At 64.5% G+C, this 21,821-nt stretch carries 19 protein-coding genes; 6 read left to right on the top strand and 13 right to left on the bottom strand.

What is annotated here, in order from left to right:
- Nucleotides 1-8 precede the first annotated feature (8 nt).
- From M9955_12150 to fgd, 7 genes are all read right to left on the bottom strand, one after another.
- Nucleotides 9-929: an ABC transporter permease gene (locus tag M9955_12150; GenBank protein ID MCO5082396.1), complete on the bottom strand. Its 921-nt coding sequence runs from the start codon at nucleotides 927-929 to the stop codon at nucleotides 9-11.
- A complete protein-coding gene (locus tag M9955_12145) occupies nucleotides 926-2,074 on the bottom strand; it encodes an ABC transporter ATP-binding protein (protein ID MCO5082395.1) in 1,149 nt (382 codons plus the stop codon). The genes M9955_12150 and M9955_12145 overlap by 4 nt, the downstream gene beginning before the upstream one ends.
- Nucleotides 2,075-2,170: 96 nt before the next feature.
- Nucleotides 2,171-3,268, bottom strand: coding sequence for an extracellular solute-binding protein (locus M9955_12140; protein ID MCO5082394.1), 1,098 nt, complete (start codon nucleotides 3,266-3,268; stop codon nucleotides 2,171-2,173).
- A gap of 245 nt (nucleotides 3,269-3,513) precedes the next feature.
- On the bottom strand, nucleotides 3,514-5,952 hold the full coding sequence (gene cofH, locus M9955_12135; GenBank protein MCO5082393.1) for a 5-amino-6-(D-ribitylamino)uracil--L-tyrosine 4-hydroxyphenyl transferase CofH: 2,439 nt from the start codon (nucleotides 5,950-5,952) through the stop codon (nucleotides 3,514-3,516).
- 18 nt (nucleotides 5,953-5,970) lie between these two features.
- Nucleotides 5,971-6,666: a 2-phospho-L-lactate guanylyltransferase gene (gene cofC, locus M9955_12130; protein MCO5082392.1), complete on the bottom strand. Its 696-nt coding sequence runs from the start codon at nucleotides 6,664-6,666 to the stop codon at nucleotides 5,971-5,973.
- Nucleotides 6,667-6,727: 61 nt separating this feature from the next.
- Complete coding sequence (cofE, locus tag M9955_12125) at nucleotides 6,728-7,483, bottom strand: coenzyme F420-0:L-glutamate ligase (GenBank protein ID MCO5082391.1); 756 nt, start codon at nucleotides 7,481-7,483, stop codon at nucleotides 6,728-6,730.
- Nucleotides 7,484-7,511: 28 nt separating this feature from the next.
- Nucleotides 7,512-8,519 (bottom strand): glucose-6-phosphate dehydrogenase (coenzyme-F420), encoded by a 1,008-nt coding sequence (gene fgd / locus M9955_12120; protein ID MCO5082390.1) that lies wholly within the window; start codon nucleotides 8,517-8,519, stop codon nucleotides 7,512-7,514.
- Nucleotides 8,520-9,010: 491 nt separating this feature from the next.
- Between fgd and M9955_12115 the strand changes: the two genes are divergently transcribed.
- Together M9955_12115 and M9955_12110 are read left to right on the top strand one after the other, a co-directional pair.
- Nucleotides 9,011-10,021, top strand: a complete 1,011-nt coding sequence (locus M9955_12115; protein ID MCO5082389.1) for an ABC transporter substrate-binding protein — start codon at nucleotides 9,011-9,013, stop codon at nucleotides 10,019-10,021.
- A 118-nt stretch (nucleotides 10,022-10,139) separates the two neighbouring features.
- On the top strand, nucleotides 10,140-10,622 hold the full coding sequence (locus tag M9955_12110) for a MaoC family dehydratase N-terminal domain-containing protein (GenBank protein ID MCO5082388.1): 483 nt from the start codon (nucleotides 10,140-10,142) through the stop codon (nucleotides 10,620-10,622).
- 2 nt (nucleotides 10,623-10,624) lie between these two features.
- On the opposite strand, the gene M9955_12105 is transcribed toward M9955_12110, so the two are convergent.
- The 6 genes from M9955_12105 to M9955_12080 are packed head-to-tail and all read right to left on the bottom strand — an operon-like array spanning nucleotide 10,625 to nucleotide 17,407.
- On the bottom strand, nucleotides 10,625-12,088 hold the full coding sequence (locus tag M9955_12105) for an NAD-dependent succinate-semialdehyde dehydrogenase (GenBank protein MCO5082387.1): 1,464 nt from the start codon (nucleotides 12,086-12,088) through the stop codon (nucleotides 10,625-10,627).
- Between the two features lie 59 nt (nucleotides 12,089-12,147).
- Complete coding sequence (locus M9955_12100; protein ID MCO5082386.1) at nucleotides 12,148-12,654, bottom strand: cupin domain-containing protein; 507 nt, start codon at nucleotides 12,652-12,654, stop codon at nucleotides 12,148-12,150.
- 25 nt (nucleotides 12,655-12,679) lie between these two features.
- Complete coding sequence (locus M9955_12095) at nucleotides 12,680-13,168, bottom strand: (2Fe-2S)-binding protein (GenBank protein MCO5082385.1); 489 nt, start codon at nucleotides 13,166-13,168, stop codon at nucleotides 12,680-12,682.
- Nucleotides 13,165-14,040, bottom strand: a complete 876-nt coding sequence (locus M9955_12090; GenBank protein ID MCO5082384.1) for an FAD binding domain-containing protein — start codon at nucleotides 14,038-14,040, stop codon at nucleotides 13,165-13,167. The genes M9955_12095 and M9955_12090 overlap by 4 nt, the downstream gene beginning before the upstream one ends.
- Nucleotides 14,037-16,358 (bottom strand): xanthine dehydrogenase family protein molybdopterin-binding subunit, encoded by a 2,322-nt coding sequence (locus M9955_12085; protein ID MCO5082383.1) that lies wholly within the window; start codon nucleotides 16,356-16,358, stop codon nucleotides 14,037-14,039. Before M9955_12085 ends, M9955_12090 begins: the two co-directional genes overlap by 4 nt.
- Before the next feature lie 5 nt (nucleotides 16,359-16,363).
- Nucleotides 16,364-17,407 (bottom strand): hypothetical protein, encoded by a 1,044-nt coding sequence (locus M9955_12080; protein ID MCO5082382.1) that lies wholly within the window; start codon nucleotides 17,405-17,407, stop codon nucleotides 16,364-16,366.
- A 138-nt stretch (nucleotides 17,408-17,545) separates the two neighbouring features.
- Here M9955_12080 and M9955_12075 point away from each other — a divergent pair, with 138 nt between their 5' ends.
- The 4 genes from M9955_12075 to M9955_12060 all read left to right on the top strand — a co-directional run bounded on the left by M9955_12075 (nucleotide 17,546) and on the right by M9955_12060 (nucleotide 21,759).
- Nucleotides 17,546-18,487: a LysR family transcriptional regulator gene (locus M9955_12075; GenBank protein ID MCO5082381.1), complete on the top strand. Its 942-nt coding sequence runs from the start codon at nucleotides 17,546-17,548 to the stop codon at nucleotides 18,485-18,487.
- Between the two features lie 187 nt (nucleotides 18,488-18,674).
- Entirely contained in the window at nucleotides 18,675-20,285 is a 1,611-nt protein-coding gene (locus tag M9955_12070; protein MCO5082380.1) for a GMC family oxidoreductase N-terminal domain-containing protein, read from the top strand.
- Between the two features lie 33 nt (nucleotides 20,286-20,318).
- Entirely contained in the window at nucleotides 20,319-21,116 is a 798-nt protein-coding gene (locus M9955_12065) for an enoyl-CoA hydratase/isomerase family protein (protein MCO5082379.1), read from the top strand.
- A gap of 1 nt (nucleotide 21,117) precedes the next feature.
- A complete protein-coding gene (locus M9955_12060; GenBank protein MCO5082378.1) occupies nucleotides 21,118-21,759 on the top strand; it encodes a flavin reductase family protein in 642 nt (213 codons plus the stop codon).
- The last annotated feature ends 62 nt before the right edge of the window (nucleotides 21,760-21,821 follow it).

Raw genomic sequence — 21,821 nt, 5'->3', positions numbered from 1 at the left:
ACCTGGTCTCAATGGCGTTTCGTGATATCGCTCAGGCCGGTCATCCGGACATAGACGCTGGCGCCGATGACCGAGACGACGATCACGATGGTCGAGAGCGCTGAACCCATGCCCCAGAGACCCGACCGCAGGGCCAGGCTCTCGATCTGCATGACGACGGTGGTCTGGGAAGCGCCTCCAAGCACGGCCGGCACGAGATAGAAGCCGAGAGAATAGACAAACACCAGCATCGCCCCCGCCACGACGCCCGGCATCGTCAATGGGAGGAATATTTCGAAGAACGCGCGGAGCGGCCGCGCCCCGAGCGTCCGGGCCGCCGGAACGAGCGTCGTGCCGACCCGCATCATCGATCCCAGAAGGATCAGGATGATATAGGGCAACATGACATGGACCATGCCCACCACCACGCCGATCTGGTTGTAGAGCAGGTGAACCGGGGTTTCCCATCCGCCGATCCAGAACAGAAGGTTGTTCACCAGCCCCTTGTCGCCGAGGATCACGAGCCACGAGAAAGCTCTCGGTATTGTGCCCACGGCAAACGAGAACAGCAGGATCACCAGCATCGCCTGCCGCCACTTCGGGGCTGCCTTGTAGATGGCGTATGCCGCCGGGTACCCGATCAGGATGCAGAAAAGCGTCGCCTGCAAGGCGGAGTTGACGGAGTTCCACATGACCCTGCGGTAAAGCGGGTCGCTGGCGAGCGTCCTGTAGTTTTCGAGGCCGAATGAGGGATCGGTGAACGATTCCTGCACGATGAGCAGGATCGGGCGTATGAAGACGGCAAGCATCAGGGCAATGCCGGGAACGAGCCAGATGAACGCGTTCCCTTGCAGCCAGCCGCCAAAAGGGAATCTCCCTCGCCTGCCCGTCCTTGCCGCAGGCGTGGCCGTTGCCGCCGCGAGCGTGGTCGGCATCGGAGCGCCGCTCATGGACCGACGCTCTCGCCATTGTCAGGCACGGCGACGAACCGATCGGTCCGCAGCCCGATCGGAACGTTGTGCCCCGTCTGGAACGTGCCGCTCTGATGCTGTCCGCACCGGGCGATCAGGGGTTCCGGAAGACGATCGGATGAAACGGTGTAGATGGTGTGCGCGCCATTGTAGAGCATCTCCAGGATAGAGCCGTCGATCCGCAGCAATCCATCCATATGCTGCGGCGGATCGATCACGATGTTCTCCGGCCTGACGACGAGCTTGATGCGGGCGCCTTCCGAAACGCCGCTTTCCAGACGAACGCGCGATTTCGGCAGCTCTATCCTGTCGAGCCGGCTGTCGATCTGGACATTGTCGCCCGAGACAGACGCCACGACGCCGTCGATCAGATTGGCGTCGCCGACGAAGGTGGCCAGATAGGACGAGGTCGGAAGCTGATACAGCGTGTCGGGCGCGTCGATGTCCAGAATCCGGCCGTCCCGCATCACCACGACCCTGTCCGAGAGCGCCAGAGCCTCGGACTGGTCGTGCGTGACGTAGATGACCGTCACGCCGGTCTTGCGGTGCAGCGCCTTGATCTCGGCCTTCATATGCTCGCGGAGGTTCTTGTCCAGGGCCGACAGCGGCTCGTCCAGCAGGAGCAGCTTTGGGTTGAACACCAGCGCCCTGGCAAGCGCGATGCGCTGCTGCTGGCCGCCGCTCAGCTGGTTGGGTTTTCGCGTCCTCAGATGCGACGCGCCGACGAGCGCAAGGATGCGGTCCACGTCGGCCCTGATCCTGTCCTTCGGAACTTTCCGCATGCGCAGCGGGAAAGCGATGTTCTGCTCGACCGACATGTGCGGAAACAGCGCGTAGTCCTGAAACACAAGCCCGATGTCGCGCGCTTCGGACGGAAGGAGCGTTGCGTCCTGCCCATCGATCAGGATGCGGCCGCCGGTCGGCTCCTCAAGGCCCGCCAGGATACGCAGCACCGTGGTCTTGCCGCTGCCGGAAGCACCCAGCACGGAGATGAACTCGCCGCCCCGGATGCTCAGGTTGAAGTCGGACACGGCCGTGAACTCTCCAAACTTCTTGGAGAGATCCTGGATCTCGATGGACGCACCGGTACCTTTTTCCACGCCGGTCGGTGTGTTCTGGGTCATTCAGGCCTGATCCTCGCCGATCGACTAGGCTTGCGAACTGGTCCCGGGAGGGCCGCCCCGATCCGTCGTTGCGGCCCCTCAGAAAGCCCGGCCGGGCTACACAACGCGCCAGCTGTCGTACTTCTGCTGCAGCCTGGCACGATTGGCCAGATAGTACTCGACGTTGAAGTTGATCATCCTGTCAAGATTGCCGGGAGCGACGGACGCCTTCTGCTCGTCGGTAAGCAGGTCGAGCACGGCCGGATTCGCAGGCGATGTCGGCCATGCCTTGATGAAATCGAGCTCTGCCTGCGGCTCGAAGAACATATTCAGATATTCGTGGATCTCCTTCAGCTTCGGCGTGCCCTTGGCGATGCCGACCAGCGGGCTGAAGTAGAAGCCCTGATTGTAGACGATATTGACGGGTTTTCCGGCAAGATGCGCGGCCAGCGTATCGGTCGCCCAGGTCAAGGTCATCGCGACCTCGCCCTGTTCGAGCATCTGCTGCATGGCATCGTTGGCCTGGGTGTCGTGGAACACGCGAATATGCGGCTTGATCTCGTCGAGCTTCCTGAACGCGCGATCCTCGTCCAGCGGATAAAGCTTGTCCGGCTCCACGCCATCGGCAAGCAACGCCGCCTCCAGCACACCGCACACCCATGAGCCAAGCGAGCGCGGACCGGGAATTCCTTCCACGTCCCAGAAGTCTTTCCAGTTCTGCGGCGTCTTTCCCTTCAGCGCCTCGGTGTTGTAGCACATCTGGTAGAGCGTCACGTAGGGCGCGACGCCGTACTTCTGGCGCGCGCCGGCAATCACGCCCTCCGCCGCCGGCATCCACTCGTAGTTGATTTCCTCAAGCATGCCGTCGGCGCCGAGCTGGGCCGGCTCCACCTCGTCGTTGAACCATGCGATGTCATATCCCTCGGGATTGCCGTTGCGCATGGCTGTCTGGAACTTGCCGAGATTGAAAGGCGTGATGTCCTTTATCTCGATCCCGGTCTTCTTCGTGTAAGGCTCGGAGAAAGCCGTGCGCACTCCCGCGCCGAACGCTCCGCCCCACGTCATGAAAATAATCGGACCGCTGCCGGATGCGGCAAGGGCTTTCGTCGCCGTACCGACCGCGCCTCCCAGCGCGACCGCCGGCACCAAACCCGCCATGCCCTTCAATGCATCGCGGCGCGTCAGGCTTGACGCCGTAAAGGTATCCTTCTTCATTTTCGAACCTCCGATTCCCCATTTGACATCGTTTCTTTTGCAAAGCTCGTCTTCGCGTGCGCTGCTTGCGCGCCGCTGTGGGAGACTTCTGTTCTTCGATGCTGAACGGAGTGTATGGATGCGTTTTGCAGAAGGAAAACGATGAATTTTAATCCAGGTGATGGAAGAATTCGATAAGTGGTTTTCCAGCCTGCCTGTCTGGGTCGCGCTCCGTTGTTCCGCCTGTTTCAGACAATGCCCGGCCGCTATTCGGCCGCAACGCGGACATGATGTCGCATACCTGCCGCCGGCAATTCGAGCAGGTCGTCAGCCGCGAGCGCGGCATCGCGCCGATGCGACGGCGCCGGCTTGTAGAGCGTCGTTCTCTGCCAGATCGAGCGCCCCTTCCTCGCCGCTATTTCCTCGAACGTGGAAGGTCTCATCTCCTGTCCGTGAGACGCGCCCGCGGCGCGGGATATGGTCTCGTTCATCAGCGTCCCGCCAAGATCGTTGACGCCCGCATCCAGACAATACTGCAGGCCTTCAAGACCCATCTTGACCCAGGACGCCTGGATGCTGGCGACGAGAGGATGGAGCACCAGACGGCCGACCGCGTGCATCAGCACGGCCTCCCGGAACGTCGGCCCCTGCCTCGAACGGCCCTTGAGATAGATCGGCGTTTCCATCGGCACGAAGGGAAGCGGGACGAATTCCGTGAACCCTCCCGTCTCGGCCTGCAGATCGCGTATCCTGAGAAGGTGCCGCGCCCAGTGATGCGACCTGTCGACATGGCCGAACATGATCGTTGCGGTTGATCGCAGACCGACGCCATGGGCCGTGCGCATGACTTCGAGCCACTGTTGCGTGTCGATCTTGTCCGGACAGATGATCTGCCGCACCTCGTCGTCGAGAATTTCCGCCGCCGTGCCCGGCAGGCTGCCGAGCCCGGCATCCTTGAGCGCCCGCAGATAGTCTTCGAGACGCATGCCCAACGTGCTCGCACCCTGCCAGACCTCCAGGGGCGAGAACGCATGGACATGCATTTCGGGAACCGCCTTCTTCACGGTCTCCAGTATTTCGAGATATGTCGCGCCGGTGTAGCTCGGGTGGATGCCGCCTTGCAGGCACACCTCCGTTGCGCCGCGGCTCCAGGCCTCCTCGACCCTTCGGGCGATTTCGCCGAGCTCCAGATCGTACGGCTTGCCGCGCAAATTCTCGCTCATCTTTCCCTTCGAGAAGGCGCAGAACTGGCAGCGGAAGTAACAGACGTTCGTATAGTTGATGTTGCGCGTCACCACATAGCTGACCGCATCTCCATGGGTCTCCTGCCGCAACCCGTCTGCCGCCGCACGCACATATTCGAAGTCTTCGCCCCGGGCGCCGAAAAGCGCGACGATCTCACCCTCATTCAGGCGCTTGCCGTCGCGCGCCTTGCCGACGGCTCTGCGCAACTCGCCGCGCGCCGGCGTCGAAACATGCGAAAGCGGGCAGCTCGCATCGATATGATCAGGCGCAAGGGCCGCGCCCGGCCGCCATTCCCCGGTGCGCGCCAGCCCGTCCGCGTCGGACATTTCGAGCACGGGCCGGCGCAGGGCATCCGAGAACCACCGGCCGCGATCGCGCACGAACGAAGGATAGGCCGTCAGCCTCTCGGCCAGATGCTTGCCGGAATGCGCCGTGTCGCGCGCCAGATCCTGGATATGCGGCCACGGCGCTTCCGGGTTCACATAGTCCATCGTCACGGGCGACACGCCGCCCCAGTCGTTTATGCCGGCTGCGATGACCTGCGCCTTCTCGCCAGCGGTCAGGTTCGGCGGCGCCTGCACGCTCATCTGAGGGCCGAGGATGATGCGCGCGACGGCAATTGTCCAAAGGTGCTCGTCGAAGCTTGGCTCCGGCGCGTGGGCCATTCGGGTTCCGGGCTTGGCCCTGAAGTTCTGTATGATGACTTCCTGCAAATGGCCGTGGCGCTGATGGCTTCTGCGCAGGGCGAGCAGGGATTCGATCCGTTCAGCGCGCGTCTCCCCTATTCCGATCAGTATGCCGGAGGTGAACGGGACGGCCGCCTCCCCCGCCGCCTCGATCGTCTGAAGCCGCACGGCAGGGTGCTTGTCGGGGGAGCCGAAATGCGCATGGCCGCGCTGGCAAAGCCTTTCCGACGCGCTTTCCAGCATTATGCCCATCGAAGCCGAAACATCGCGCAGCGACAGGATCTCGTCGCGGGACATCACGCCGGGATTGAGATGCGGCAACAGGCCGGTCTCGGAAAGGACGAGCTTGGCCACGGCGCGCAGATAATCCAGCGTGGACGCGTAGCCGGCGCGATCGAGGAACTCCTTCGCGACGCGATAGCGCAGTTCGGGCTTGTCGCCCAGGGTGAACAGGGCCTCCTTGCAGCCGGCCTTCCTGCCGGCTTCCGCGATGGCCAGGACCTGCCCGGCGCTCAGAAAGGGAGCCTCCTCGCGCAGCGGCGGATGGGCGAATGTGCAGTAATGGCAGACATCCCGGCAAAGCTGAGTGAGCGGAATGAAGACCTTTCGGGAATAGGTGACCACGTCGCCATGCCCTTCGTCGCGTATCCGCGCAGCATGCGGCATCAGCAGCCCCGTGTTCTCGACGGCGCCGAGCTGGCGCGCTTCCTCGTCCGTGGGAATGAGCCCGGCAAAGGAATCGAGCATCTTTTCCAGTTCGTGTTCCAAAGGCATTTCAGAAATGCTCCGCAATCACGTGTGAAGGTTCTCGGGATGTCTGGACCGACGCGACCTGGCTGCATCGCGCCGCCTCAGAAAGCGTCGCGTCCGGGTATCCGAGCAGGCGCGGCTCAGAAACAGCGCGCAATCCTCCGGCGTATCGATGTCGAGCGCCAGGCCGGGCATATCGAGCACCGACAGACTCAGTCCCAGCCGCGCCGCCGAGCTGACGTGCCTCTCGAAGCTGTCTTCTCCGTACTGGAGCGGCAGCACGCCGGCCGGCGTCATCGCGATGGCGTTGGAGCCTCGCCGATCGAGCGACGGCGCGATCGTGACGGAATTGCTCGCCGCGCGGTGCGAGGCGACGAAGCAAGAGACTTCGGACGGTTCGACGCCCGGAATGTCCGCCGGCAGCGCAAGGATGCCGGCCACCGATCTCGCGGCGAGAGCATGGGCCGCTTCGAGAACGGCCTGCGAGTGATCGCTCGTCTCCCGCTCGACGAACACTTCTATCTGACGCTCGCGGGCGATCTCGGCCGCCGCTTCGTCCCTCGTGACAAGAACGATCCCGTCCAGTTCAGCGACTCGCTGCAGCGCGTCGAGAACGTCTTCGAGCATCAATCCCGCCAGCGTGCTGCGCTCACGCGCGCTGAAGGCAGGCGACAATCTTTGCTTCGATCGCTCGAAGCCCTTGAACGGTACGACGGCCCAGATGGCATCGGGTCTCATGGCCGATCGCTTTCCCGCGAAACGACCGCGCGCACGGAAAGGGAACCTGCGCGGCCCCCGGTCATCGGAACAGGTCCGTTGCCGGAGGACGGCAGATCGACAGCGCTGGCATTGCCGGATCGTCCCAGGACAGACCGCGGACGAGAACCACCGGAAGTCCTTCGTCGCCCTGTCCCATGACGAGGGAGGCGGCGGCCGCTATCTCGTCGGCAAAGCAGACGACCGTTACCTCCAGCTTGCGGCCGAAGAGATCGGGCCTGCCGCGCCGGTCGCGCAAGGCCGGAATTCCGGATGCGCCGAGCGCAACTCCGGTGACGCCTTGCCGCCATGGCCTCCCGAAGCTGTCGTTGATGACCACGGCTATATCGGCGCCTGACGCCGCGGCAATCGCCTCACGCAGGCGACAGGCGCTCCGATCCGGATTCTCGGGCAGAAGCGGCGCGCGCGTGCCGCGTTCTCCCTGTTGCACATTCGACATGTCGACGCCGGCATTGGCCATGACATAGCCGAGCCTGTGCTCGACGATAAGCACGTCCGGAGCCTGACGCACGATACGGCGGGACTCCGAAAGTACAACCTCCACCAGACGTGGGTCCTTCCTGACCTCGCGCGCAATCCGCATGGCCTCCCCGGACGGCTCTACATCGATGAGGTCGACCATGCGTCCCTCGGACTTCGAGACGATCTTCTGGGCGAACACCAGTATGTCGCGGTCCCGGAGCGAAAGGCCCGCGCGCGCAAGGCCGTCCATCACGATGCGCGCCAGATCGTCGCCGGGGGCGATCATAGGCAATTCAGGGACTGCAATCAGTTCCATCTTTGCCGCCCGGCGTCGAAACCGCCCGCTAGCCGAACGCCTTCCTGAGTTTCGGGAACACCTGTTCGGAATAGAGCCTGATGAAACGGGCCTGGTCCGGACCCGGCGCATGAAAGACAAGGTGGCGGAAGCCCAGCTCGACATAGGGCCGGATACGCTCCACATGCTCGTCCGGGTCGTTGGAAACGATCCAGCGCTTGACCGTCCGCTCGATCGGCAACGCGTCGGCGAGCTTCTCCATTTCGAGCGGGTCTTCCACGGACATCTTCTCTTCCGGCGAGAGCGCGAGCGCGGCCCAGAACCGCGTATCTTCCCGCGCCCTCTCCAGATCGGTGTCGAACGAAACCTTCATTTCGATCATACGATCGATCGAGTCCGGCGCGCGGCCCGCATCGGCCAAACCGGCGTCGACATTGGGCAGCAGCGTCTCGCGGTAGAGTTCAGGGGCCTTTCCGCTCGTGCAGATAAAGCCGTCGGCGACCCGGCCGGCATATTTTGCGATCATCGGACCGGCGCCCGCGACATAGATGGGCACGGGCTTCTCCGGCCGGTCGTAGATGGTCGCGTTCTCGGTCCTGTAGAATTCGCCCTCGAAGCTCAGACGCTCTTCCGTGAAGAGCTTCCGCATGAGGGAAATCGACTCCCGCAAACGCGCGAAGCGTTCCTTGAGCTCCGGCCACTCCACGCGAGTGGCAGGCACTTCGTTGAGCGACTCGCCGGTGCCGACGCCCAGTATCACCCGGTCGGGGAACAACTCGCCCAGCGTACCGAACGCATGGGCAACGATCGACGGATGATAGCGGAAGGTCGGCGTCAGCACGCTGGTGCCCATGACGATCCGCGACGTGCGCGCTCCGAGAGCCCCCATCCACGAGAAGGAAAAAGGCGCGTGCCCGCCAGTATGGCGCCACGGCTGGAAATGATCGCTGATGAAAAGCGAGTCGAACCCGCACTCCTCCGCAAGCACCCCGTATTTCAGCAATTCGCTGGGGCCGAACTGTTCCGCTGAAGCCTTGTAGCCGAGCTTGAGATGCACGATTTTATCCGCCTGTCGGTCGAGCGTTTCGAATTTCCGACGGCCCCGAAAATCCTGAAGAGCCGTCTCCCGTTCGAGACATACCCCTCCGGCGAACGCCGGAAAAACGATAAAATTCAAACGCTCAAATCGATATTTCCAATAGAGTGCGGACGCGGCTGCCGCCGCTCGTCGACCGGTTCCTAGGTGTGCGCCGCACGGGCGAAGCGGCGCCTCGCTCTTACGCATTCTCACGTCGCTGAGCGCCGATCGCGGGACAAGAAGTCGGGCCGTGATGCGCGCTCAGAAGGTCGTGCCCGGAGCAACAAAATCAGCATGGCTCGCTCATTGCGGCATGTTCGAAACGAGCCCTGACCAGACAATTCAAATGGCCGAGGAAGCTATTACCAAGGGTAATAGCCCGGATCATGTCGATCATTGGCGCGGGAGGACACGCTGATATCGTCTGACATCTTCTGTCGGAGGAACAGGAAATGCAGGGGAAAAGCTTCATGACCAATCGCCGCACCGTATTGAAAGGTCTCGCCGCCGGAAGCGCGGGATTTCTGCTTGGAGGCATGCCGGTTCTGGCACAGTCCAAGACCAAGCTTGTCTTCATGGAGCCATTCGATCTGGCACTGGAATACATCCACGAAATGAATGGCGTGGTCGGCGGTCATTTCGAGCGCGAGGGCCTGGATGTCGAGGTCACCTCGATCCGCAACACCTCGGCGGCCATTCAGCAGGTCGTCACGAACCAGGCCGCTACCGCACGAGTAGGGCTGCTCGATGTATTTCGGGCACAGGAAGCGCAGGATGAGCCCGTCTTCTCGGTCGGAACGAGTCTGCATCGCGGTATCTTCAACGTCGTCAGCCGTAGCGCCGATCCGATCAGGAAACCGGAGGATTTCGCCGGGAAGACGGTCGGACTTGCGTCACTCGGCGGTGGGCAGGAGAACGTGCTCAACCTCCTGCTCGCAGGGACTGACGTGCCGGGCGACAAGGTCGTCCGGCAGGCCATCGGCTCCAATGCCGGCAATGTCGAGATTTTGAAGCAGGGTCGTGTCGACGCGTTTCTGGCCACGGTCGAAACGGCGCTGCTGCTCAAGATGAACAATGAGCCGGTCGAGATCTGGCCGACTTCGGACTATGCGCCGCTGCCCGGCGGCGTGCTGCTGATGACGAAGGAATATGCGCAGGCGAACGAGGAAACGGTCGTCAAGTTCCTGCGCGCAATGCGCAATTCCGCGCTCGACATACTGGCGTCCGATCCGGCCGTGATCCTCGACCGCATCACGGCGAAGTACGACGTCGTCGCCAACGAGGATCGCGACTTCCGCATCGCGGCGATCAAGGCATATAACGACATGACCGTCGCGAACGGCGAAGCCAACGTCATGCGCAATGTCGACGAGGTGGTCGCGAAGTCGGCGGAACTGGCGTCTCGCGCCGGGATCGTCGACGTGAAAGACGTCAAGGGCACCTACACCAACCAGTATATCGACGCCGCGATCGCCGGCTGACCGCCGATCTTATAGGGCCGCTTGCCGAGCCGCAGGACTTCGCAAAAGTCTTGCGGCTCGTCTGCGTCCGGCGGAAATGCTCTAAACGAAACGCGCCAGAAGAGAGGTTCGAGCGGTGATGAGCGAATCCAGAATTCCCTACGGCTTCACCTATGACACGATAGAAGTCGGCCAGACGGCCATCAGCCAGGGCAGGACCATCACCGAAACCGACATCAACCTCTACATGATGCTGACGGGCGGCTGGCATCCCGTCCATTGCGACAAGGAATTCATGCGCCGGAACGGGCTGGGGCCGGTCCGGGCGCAGGGCTCGATGGGCATCGCGCTCTCGCTCGGCAGCCATCTCGAAAGCTCGCTCGTCGTTTCGAGCGAGAAATTCGTGCGGGCGATGGGCGTCGACCAGTGGGCCTATCACAAGCCGCTGGTCGCCGGCGATACGATCCATCTGGAGGTTTCCATCGCCGACAAGACGCTGATGGAGGACGGCCGGCGATACAGCGTCACCCGGCGCGTCCGCATCGTCAATCAGGACGGCGTTCTCATTCAGGAAGGGCTTGCCAGTTCGATGTGGGAACGGGATGTCCCGGCGGGCGACTGATCTCAGCTCCTGACGCGCATGGCGAGGAGCTTGGTTTCAAGATACTCGTCGAGGCCTTCGCGGCCGCCCTCCCGGCCTATGCCACTTTCCTTGATGCCGCCGAACGGGGCCTCTGCGGCGCCGAGCCTGATCTCGTTGATGCCGACCATGCCGGTTTCCAGCCGTTCCCCGACCCGGATCGCCCGATCCATGTCCTCGGTGAACAGATAGGCAGAAAGGCCGTAGGGCACGTCGTTCGCGGCGGAGAGCACCTCCTCCTCCGTCCGGAAGCGATAGAGCGCCGCGACCGGACCGAAGATTTCCTCCGCGCAGAGCCGCGCGCGGCTCGGAACCTCCGTCAGGACGGTAGGCGCGTAGAACGAGCCGCGCTCGTAGGTTTCTCCCTGGATGCGGCTGCCGCCGGCCCTGATCTCGGTGCCGTTCGCCACGGCGTCCGCGACCAGTTCCTCGACCTTTTCGACCGCCTTGAAATCGACCAGCGGCCCCATCCGGACGCCGTTCTGACTGCCGTCGCCGACTTTCATGCCGCGGGTATGGGCGGCGATCTGATCGGCGACCTGTTCGTAGATCGCGTCATGGACATAGATGCGGTTCGCACCGATGCAGGCCTGGCCGGCGTTCAGGAATTTCAACGCGGAGACCGACCGGATGGCCTCCTCGATATTGCAATCCTCAAACAGGATGGCCGGAGCGTTGCCGCCGAGTTCCATCGACGTGCGCTTGATCTGGTCAGCCGCGCCGCGCAGCAGAAGCTTGCCCACCTCCGTGGAGCCGGTGAAGGAAATCTTCCGCACGCGCGGATCGGTGAGAAATACGCTGCCGATCTTCGACGCCTTGCCGGTCACGAAATTGATGACGCCGGCGGGCAGGTCCGCCTCCATGAATATCTCGGCCACCTTGAGCGCGATGGCCGACGTCGCTTCCGCCGGCTTGAGCACCATGGTGCAGCCCGCCGCAAGCGCCGGCGCGGCCTTGCGGAAGATCATGGCGCAGGGAACATTCCAGGGGATGATGGCGCCGCAAACGCCGACCGGCTGGCGCATCGTCAGGAGGCGCCGGTTCGGCACGGGATCGGGAATCCAGGCGCCATATGCCCGCCGCGCCTCTTCGCCGTACCATCTGAGGGAATCGATGGAGAGCTGCAATTCGCCCTGGGCTTCGGCGAGCGGCTTTCCTTCCTCGCGCGTCACCAGCAACGCCAGTTCGTTGCGGCGCGCCTCCATGATGTCGGCCACGCGATGCAGATGGCGCGCGCGGGTGGCCGCGCTCAATCTCGACCAGCCGGGAAAGGCGGCGGCGGCCGCGTCCACCGCGGCGCGCGCGTCGCGTTCGTCCCCGAGCGGTATCCGGGCAAGCGGGCTGCAGTCCACAGGATTCGTGGAAACGAAGGTCTCGCCGCCGATCGCCGGCCGAAACGCACCGCCATACATCATCAGGGGCTCGAACATGGTCTGATCCGCGCTCATCTCTGTCGTCCTTAGCCACGGGCCGCTTTCGCGCCGGCCGTCGCCGGCGTGCCCGACCTCTATTCGGCGGCCTGCAATTCCGCCTTCAACTCTTCCACGGTCATTCCCAGCACGCGCGCCTCGATCTCCATGGGATCGCCCTCGAAGCCGGTGCGCACCGTGTCGACCGCCGTCGAAAGGTCCGGCGTCTCGCCCTCGAAATAGAGGCCGACCGCATTCTTGCGCACGAGCGGATCGCAGGCCGGCGCGTGAACCTCGATCAGCGTCACGTCGCCGTCGCTGCGGTTCCACGCCCAGTGGACGGCGTTGCGCGGGATGCGGCAGAGGTCGCCCTTCTTCATCAGGAAACCGCCGTCGTTGATGAAGACCCAGACCTCCCCTTCCGTGACGTAGTTGATCTGCTCGGCATCATGCGTGTGCGGATGCGAGTGATAGCCTGGTCCGCGGACCGCGATCATCATGTTGCAGTCGTTGCCGTAGACCATCTTGGTGGACATGGAGCCGCCCCGCGTCTGCAAGACGTTCTGGCCTTCCTGGATGTCATCGATGTTTATGCAGATTGGCATTCAGTGCGTTCCTTGGGCGTTCGTGTCAGTTGTCTCGAATCTCGTGCCGGCGGCGGGCCACCACCGCCCTGGCCGCCGCCATGATCCCCTGGTATCCCGTGCAGCGGCAGAGCTGCCCCGAGATGGCCTCGCGGATGTCGTCGTCGGTCGGATCGGGGTTGGTCGACAGGAGGTGGTGCAGCACGACGACCATGCCGGGCGTGCAGAAGCCGCATTGCAGCCCGTGATGCTCCCGCATCGCCTGCTGGATCGGCGAAAGCCCGGTCGGCGGCGACACGCCCTCGACGGTGATCACCTCCGCGCCCTGTGCCTGAACCGCGAGCATCAGGCAGCCGCGCGCCGGCTCGCCGTCGACGATGATCGTGCAGGCGCCGCAGACGCCGTGCTCGCAGCCGAGATGCGTGCCGGTCAGGCCCAGCGTTCCGCGCAACGCGTCGGCGAGCGTCTGGCGCGGCTCCACCCGCAGCGAGACCGACTGTCCGTTCACCGAAAGCTCGAGGTCGTGCATCTTCATGACCGGCGCTCCCCGGCCCGCTCGAAGGCCTGCATCAGGGCGCGACGCGCCAGCACAGGCCCGATATGCCGGCGATAGGCGAGGCTGATATCCGGATTGTCGAACTCGAACCGTTCAAGGTCGATCAGCGACACCGCTTCGCGCAGAAGACCTTCGGTGACGACCTGTCCTGTCAGCGCATCGGTCACGGCGTCGAAGCGCAGCGGCACGGGTGCCACAGCGCCGATGACGAGACGGGCCGATGCGCAGGCGCCGTCCTCGTTCAGCCGCATGCGCGCGGCGGCCGACGCCATGGCGAAATCTCCCTTGCGACGCGACAGCTCGACGAAGGCCGTGCCCTCTGCCGGCGGCACATCCACGACGATCTCCGTCAGGATCTCGCCTTCCTCGATGCAGGTCTCGAACGTGCCGAGCATGAAATCCGCAACATCGACGGTGCGCGTTCCGCTTTTGCCCGCCAGCACCATGCGCGCATCGTAGGCCAGCATGACCGCCGGAGTTTCGGCGGCCGGGTCGGCATGCGAGACACTGCCGCCGATCGTGCCGCGCGCACGGGTGGGCGGGTGACCGACATTGTACAATCCGTATCCGAGAAGGGGCAGGCGATCGCGCAGCAGCGGCGACGCCAGCGCGTGAGCCTGCCGGGTCATCGCGCCGATCCGGATCGTACCGCCGCAATCACGAATGCCCGCCAGCTCCGGGATACGGTTGAGATCGACAAGCACCTCCGGACGCGCGAGCCGAAGGGCCAGCATCGGCACCAGACTCTGTCCGCCCGCGATGACGCGCGCGTCGGAACCGTGGCGATCGAGCAGTTCGAGCGCGCCCTGGATCGTCTCGGGTGCATGATAGTCGAAGGGTGCAGGCTTCATGGCGCGCTCGCAAACCCCGTGGCTTGCAGCACGCGTTCCGGCGTCAGCGGCAGACGGTTGAGGCCCGAAGACGCTCCGAGCGCGTCGGCAATGGCGTTGCCGACGGCGGCGGCCACGCCCGACGGGCCGACCTCTCCGACGCCTTTCACTCCGAGCACGTTACCGGGCGCCTTCGCCTCCTCCAGCACCAGCGTGCGGACTGGCGGCATGTTGTAGACGTTGGGCATCAGATAGTCGGCGAAAGTGCCGGTGGTGAGCTGGCCGTCCCCGGCGTAGGTGAGTTCCTCGAGAAACGCGCCGCCGAGCCCTTGCGCGACGCCGCCGACGATCTGCCCCTCCACGATCAGCGGGTTGAGCTGCCGTCCCACGTCGCAGGCGACGAAATAATTCTCGACCCTGGTGTCGCCCGTTTCGGGATCGACCAGGACGTCGGCGACGTGGACGGCGAAGACGGCCGCGCCGGCGGGCACGCCGCGCACGTAGGAGGTCACGACGAGACCGTCGCTGTCGGCCATGTTGATGTCCGAGGGCGGCTTCAGCAGTTCGGGATTGCCGGGCATCAGCATGCGCGCAATGTCGCCGAGCGAGGCAACAGGTGCGTTCTTCTGTCCGTGCCAGATGTCGCCGTCCCGCAGGCTCAACTCGTCGACGGGAATGCCGAACCTGCGGCTCGCCGCCTGCAGCGCCTTCTCCCTTACGCCGATGGCGGCGCTGTAGACCGCGTTGCCGCCCAGCACGGCCGTCCGGCTGGCATAGGTGCCGCCACCGAAGGTGATGATGCCCGTGTCGCCGTGGCGGACGCGGATCTTCTCGATCGGAAGGGTCAGGATTTCGGCGGCGATCTGCGCCAGCACCGTCTCGTGCCCCTGCCCCTGATTGCTCGATCCGCTGAATATGTGCGCCTTGCCGTGCTGGTCGACCTCAATGCGCATGCCCTCGAAAGGCCCTAGTCCCGACGGCTCGACCAGCGCGCACATGCCGCGTCCGCGCAGCAGCCCGTCGGCCTCGCGTTCGTAGGGCTCGTTCCAGCCGCTCGCGGCCAGCGCCTTTTCGAAGACGAACGGAAAATTACCCGAGTCGAAGATCGTCGGCCGTTTCACGCTCTCCGTTCCGACATGCCACGGCATCTCTTCGGGCAGGATGAGGTTCCGGCGCCGGAGTTCGGCCGGATCGATGCCGATCTTCCTCGCCAGCCGGTCGAGTATGCGCTCGCGGGCGAAATTCGCCTCGAACATGCCCGGCGCGCGATAAGTCCCCGTCGGCGTCTTGTTCGTCATCACCGTCATCGCGTCGATGCGGTAGTTGCGCACCCTGTAGGGGCCGGGAAACGAGGCGGCGGCATGCGAGGGAACGACGTCGCCATGCGTGCGGATATAGGCGCCCATGTCGGTAACGAGGCGCACGTCGAAAGCCGTGACGATGCCGTCGGCGTCGGCCGAGACCGTCACGTCGAAGGTGCAGTCGCGCGAGTGGTTGATCGCCGCGAAATGCTCGACGCGATCCTCGATCCAGCGCACCGGGCGACGCATCCGGATCGCCGCGAAGGGGATGAGGAAATCCTCCGGATAGAACTCGCCGCGCGCGCCGAAGCTGCCGCCGACATCCGGCTCAATCATCCGGATCTGCGCCTCGCCCATCTTCAGCATGGCGGCGAGCACGTTGCGGTTGGTATGGACGACCTTGGTCGGGCCGTGGATGTCGAGAAGATCACGCCCGACGTCGTAGACGGCCAGCAGGCCGCGCGTTTCCATCGGCATGGCGGTGTGGCGCTGAACCGAAAAGCTCTCGCTCACCTTGAAGGCAGCGTCACGCAGCGCGCCGGTGACATCGCCGAGATCGAAGCCCCAGCGTCCTGCAAGGTTTCCCTTGTCATGGATCGCCTCGGCGTCCGGCGTCATCCCGACTTCCGGGTCCGTCACCGCAGGCAGCGGCTCGAAGTCGATATCGATCAGTTCCGCCGCGTCTTCCGCCACGGCGCGGCTCTTCGCCACGATCAGAGCCACCGGCTCGCCGACATAGCGCACCCGGTCTTTCGCCAGCGGGTACTGGAGATAGGGGCCAAGATCGCCATGCGTCGGTATGCGGCAGGGGATCGGCGGCAGGTCCTCTGGCAGATCCCGGGCGGTCAGGATCGCGTACACGCCGTCGAGCGCCAATGCCGCGTCGAGATCGATCCCGCCTATCAGCGCATGCGCGTAGGGACTGCGCAGGACATGCGCCTCCAGCATGAACGGCATGGCGATGTCCGCGACGAAACGCCCTTCCCCGCGCAGGAAGCGCTCGTCCTCTACCCGCAGGATCGGCGCGCCGATGGCCATCGGCCTCAGGCCACCGACCCGTCGATGAACTTGCAGCAATCCACGATCGGCATGCCGTCGAGTTCGAGGCGCTTGTTGCGAAGCGCCATGTCGATATGCAGACGCGACGGATTCTTGCCGCCGAGATCGCGATTCTCGCCTATCGCCAGAAGCACGTTGCCATAGCAGGAACGCGCCTCGACGCCGCCGGCATTGTCCCAGCCGCGCATCGACATCGTGTCCCATGCGGCGCGATGCTCGACGCCCCAGCCGATATGCGACAGGCGGCGCGCGCCTTCGTCGCCGCGGCTTTCAAGCAGGGTTTCCAGCATGACGGCCTCGCGTCCGCCTTCGATGCGACGGGCGGAACCCGTCTCGAAATGGATTCTCAGGGGTTCCGTGACATAGCGCTCGAACGGGAAAAGAATATCGCCCGGCGACAGGACCAGAAGGCCCTCCACGGTCTCCTCCTCAACAGTCGTGCAGACGAGACCCGTGCCCCAGTGGTCCCAGCGGCCGGCGCTGTCCGCCATGCCGTACTGGTTGGAGGCCGCCCGACCGCCCTTCTCCATGACGAGGTCGGTGCCGTCCTTCGACGTGACGTGCACCTTGCGGACGTCCTTGTAGCGGGCCACGCCGCGCTCGGCGCGATCCTTCACGTCATTGCTGGGCATCAGCCGCAACAGAATGTCCTCGGGCTCGCGCACCCGCAGGATGCGCGTGCCGGTGGCCAGGATCGCCTCGTGGTCGTTGGAGTAGAGCATGCCGCCCGTCGACACATCGACGACGAAATCCGCCTGCTTCATCACCTCGATCATCAAGGGCTGCGGATTGGCGCGGCCGATGCTGTTCGACGCGTCGGCATTGATGAGCGGCTGCGTCATGGCGAAGGCCTGCGCGCCGAGATCGCGCGCGGCCGCCATGAAGGCCGGCGCATAGACGGGATTGGTGAAGCTGTCGGCATAGATCACCACCTTCTCGCCCGGCGCGACACGCGACTGCTTCAACCCCTCGCGAAAGATCGGGATGATGTCCGCCGTGCTGTCGTGGCTGACCGGAAGTCTGATCATGCGTGGCTCCGTGACGTTGGCTCTCGCCGCTCACAAATACCCGCCTCTTACGAGGTGGTCATCCCGGATGATTAGTCTTGCAAACGATAGCCATCCAGTTCAGAGATCGTTCCAGATATTGCCAACGGGAATAGCGGTTTGGATCAAAAGCAGTTGGAGCGCTTCGTCGATGTGGTCGAAAGCGGCAGCCTGAGCCGAACCTCCAAGCGGCTAAACGTCTCGCAGCCGGCATTGAGCAAGAGCCTGAGATTGCTGGAGGAACAGCTCGGCGTTCGCCTGCTCGAGCGGGGACCGCGCGGCGTGAAGCTCACCGTCTTCGGCGAATCGTTCTACCGGCGCGCACGCTCGGTCACGGCGGAACTGCGCCGCGCCAATGACGACCTCGACCACATAAGGGGCCTGCTCACCGGCTCGATCTCGCTGGGCGTGACGCCGGGTCCGGGCATCCTCGACCAGATCATCCCGAAGGCCATCGTGCGGATCGCACTGAAGCGCCCGCATCTGAAGGTCCGCGTGCGCAGCGGCACGATCTCGGAGCTTCTGGTCGATCTCCATCGCGGCGACCTCGACCTTCTGTTCACCGTGCTGGACGAACGCACGAAAGGCCCGGACCTCAAGGTCCAGAGGCTCTTCGAAGACAGTTTCGCACTGGTCGTGCGGACAGGGCACAAACTCCTGACGCAGCGCGAGATTTCGCTGAAGGACCTGATGAGCTCGCGCTGGGTGATGCTGGAGGACGCGTTGCCGCTCTGGGAGAGCGTCTCGCGGCTCGCGCGGGAGGAGAACATCGAAGTTCCGACGCGCCCCATCGAGAGCAACTCGCTGGTGTTCCTGCGCGAGGTGGCCCGCAAGACCGACTTCATCGGCATCCTGCCCGCCTATTCGGCCGAGATGAGCACCTCGTCCGGCGACCTGCGCTACATTCCGCTCGACCGCCTCTCGACGCGCGATCTTCTCCCGGACCTCGTCAGGCCGCTCGGCCTCGTGCATGCCGCCGAAATCGAGCTCACCGAAAGCAGCAAGGCACTGCTGCGCAGCATCAACACCGTCTGCATCGAGCTGAATCTCATCGGCAAGTAGCGGCCGTGACACGTCGCCCGTGCCGCGATGCATCCGCCGTTGCGGACGATGTGATAACCGATGCGAATAGCTATCGACATATTATGCGTTCTGCCTGCTAGCACCGCCGTGTACGAAATCGCGAGGCAGGCCGGTCAGGACGGACTGTTCACCACAGATTCGGCCGTTTCAGCACGTCGGAGCCGCAATGGCGAAAGCCTCCTATGATTACATCGTCATCGGCGCCGGATCGGCCGGCTGCGCCATGGCGGCGCGGCTGAGCGAAAACCCGCAGGTGAGCGTGCTGCTCGTGGAGGCCGGCGGCTGGGACAGAAACCCGCTGATCCACGTGCCGATCGGCTGGGGTATGCTCATCCGCGCGGGCCTGCACAACTGGAACTACAGGAGCGAGCCGGTGGCGGCTCTCGGCGGCCGCGTGCTGGACTGCCCGCGCGGCAAGGTGATGGGCGGCACTTCCTCCATCAACACCATGGCCTATGTGCGCGGGCATCGCGACGACTACGACCGGCTGGACCGCGCGGGGCTTGCCGGCTGGGGCTATGACGACGTGTTGCCCTTCTTCCGCAAGCAGGAAGACTGGGAAGGCGGCGCGACGGCCTATCGCGGCGCCGGCGGCCCGATCGGCACGGGTCGGTCGCGCTACAGCGACGAGGTGATCGAGGCCTATGCGGCGGCGAGCGGCGACGCCGGCCACGACTGGACCGAGGACTACAACGCCGAAAAGCAGGAAGGCTTTTCCCGCATGCAGCTCACGCTGCGCAACGGACGCAGGTGCTCGACCGCGGCCGGCTATATCCAGCCGGCGATGAAACGCCGCAACCTCACCATCGTCACGCGGGCGCAGGTCTCGCGCATCCGGCTCGCAAACGAACGCGCGACAGGCATCGACTACATATACCGCGGCGCCACCGTATCGGCCGAAGCGCGCGCGCAAATCATCGTCAGCGCCGGCGCATTCAACTCGCCGCAATTGCTCATGCTGTCAGGCATCGGCGACCCCGACGAGCTTCGCCGGGCCGGCATAGAGTGCGCGGTTCCTCTGCCGGGCGTCGGCCGCAACCTTCACGACCATTATGGTACCTCTATCGCCTACAAGCGCCACAGGCCGGGTCCATTCCATCGCAACATGCGGGCCGACCGGGCAGCGTTCGGCATGGCGCGCGCATGGCTCGCCGGCTCGGGCTTCGCGACCGAATTGCCGGGCGGCATCACCGCCTTCGTCAAGAGCACCTCCGCGCAGGCCGTGCCTGACCTCCAGCTTCTCTTCGTCGGCGCGCCGATGGACGCGCATGCCTATTTCCCGCCCTTCGTGCGGCCCTATGAGGACCGGTTCTTCACCCGCGTCATCATGTGCCGGCCGGAAGGGCGCGGTTCGGTCACGCTGCGGTCGGCCGACCCGTTCGACGCGCCGCGCATCGAGGAGGCTGTGCTGAACACGGATTCCGACATCGTGCGCATGCGCGAAGGCATCAAGTTATTCCGGGAAATCGGCCAGCAGCCGGTTCTGTCGAAACACTGCACGGAGATCGGCCCCGGCCTGACGAAGACGAGCGACCGGGAGATCGACGACTATGTCCGCTCCATCGTGTCGCTGTCCTTCCATCCCGCCGGCACCTGCCGGATGGGCCTCGCCGACGACGAGGACGCCGTGGTGGACGCGAAATGCCGGGTTTTCGGCGTGGAGGGACTGCGCGTGGTCGACGCCTCGATCTTCCCCGAGCCCCTCGGCGGCAACATCAATGCTCCCATCATCATGGCGGCCGAGAAGATCGCGGCGAGTATGCTGCAGACGGCCTGAGGCCGGCGCGAGCAGTACGCAGAAGGAGACGACATGGATCAGGCTGTCGAAGGCAGCATCGGCTACGAGGTCGAGGACAGGATCGCGCGGATCGAGATCAGGCGGCCGCAGAAGCACAACGCGCTGACCCGCGCGCTGATAGGAGAGCTGGCGCGGACCATCGACCGCTTCGACCTCGATCGCTCTGCCGACGTCGCCATTCTTTCCGGGCAGGGCAGATCATTCTGCAGCGGCGCGGACGTCGGCGAAAGCCAGATGGCGAGCCGCGAGGAGATGGAGGACTCGCGCGACCAGATGAGCGTCGGACATCCGTTCTTCGAACTCTTCTCGCACTCCGCCAACAACAAGCCGGTGATCGCCGCCATCCATGGCAACGTACTCGGACTTGGCCTCGGTCTCGCGCTCGACTGCGACCTGATCGTCTCCGACGCGGAGGCCCGGCTGCAGGTGACGGAAACCGTCCGCGGCCTCGGCGGATATCGTCACTGGGCGCTGATGAAGGCGCGGGGTTGTGGCGCCTTCGCCGACGACGTGTGCCTCACGGGCAGGCCGTTCACCGCCGCAGAGGCGCGCGACGCCGGTCTGTTCAGCCGCGTGGCGGAAGCGAGCAAGGCGGTGGAGTCCGCGCTGGAGATGGCGCGCCAGATCGCCGCCTGCCCGCCGCTCAGCGTGCGGGAGACGGCGCGCATCAGGCGGTGGCATTTCATGAAGCTGACGCGTGAGGTCGCCTTCCAGGCCGAGCCTTCCCGGCTGCACCTCACCGAGGATTTCGCCGAGGCCGTCAGGGCATTCGCGGAGAAGCGCCCGGCCGGACCGTTCAAGGCCAGATGAGATGACGCGCCTAGACAACGATACGCTCGTCTTCGAGAGCGACAAGCTCACCTCCGATCAGGCCTACAAGCTGATCTCGGCAACGGTGACGCCACGACCCATCGCCTGGGTATCGAGCCGCAACGGGAACGGGACCGTCAACCTTGCGCCCTTCAGCAGCTACACCTTCATCAGCTACACGCCGCCAAAGGTGCTGATCAGCGTCGGGCCGGGCACGGAAAGCCTCAAGGACACGCTCGTCAATGTCGGCGATACAGGCGAGTTCTGCGTCAATGCGGTGACGCAGGACCTGCTCGAGCCCGTCGTCAACAGCGCCTATGCCTTTCCTCCCGATGCGAGCGAGGCGGCGGAACTGCGTGTCGCCATGCAGCCCTCGCGCCTGATCGGGACGCCTTTCATCGCCGATGCGGTCATCGCCATGGAATGCCGGCTCGACCGCATCATCGACGTGGGCGACCTCGACGCGCACCGCCTGATCGTCGGGACCGTCGTCTGTTTCCATGTCCGCGAGGCGGTGTGGCAGGGCGACCGGATCGACCCGTCCCTCTATCGGCCGCTCGGGCGCATCGGCGGCCCGCTCTACGTCACGCGCGGCGACATGCTGAACGCCCCTACCCCACGGACGCGGCCGGCGCCGCGCTGAGCGCCATTATTCCGTTCGGTTATAGCGGCAACGACAATATCTTTGTAAGCGACGGGCAGATG

This window comes from Rhizobiaceae bacterium (assembly GCA_023953845.1).
Classification (GTDB): Bacteria; Pseudomonadota; Alphaproteobacteria; order Rhizobiales; family Rhizobiaceae; genus Arvimicrobium.
Note: the sequence above shows the minus strand (reverse complement) of the source record. Positions and strands in the feature narration are given on the sequence as shown.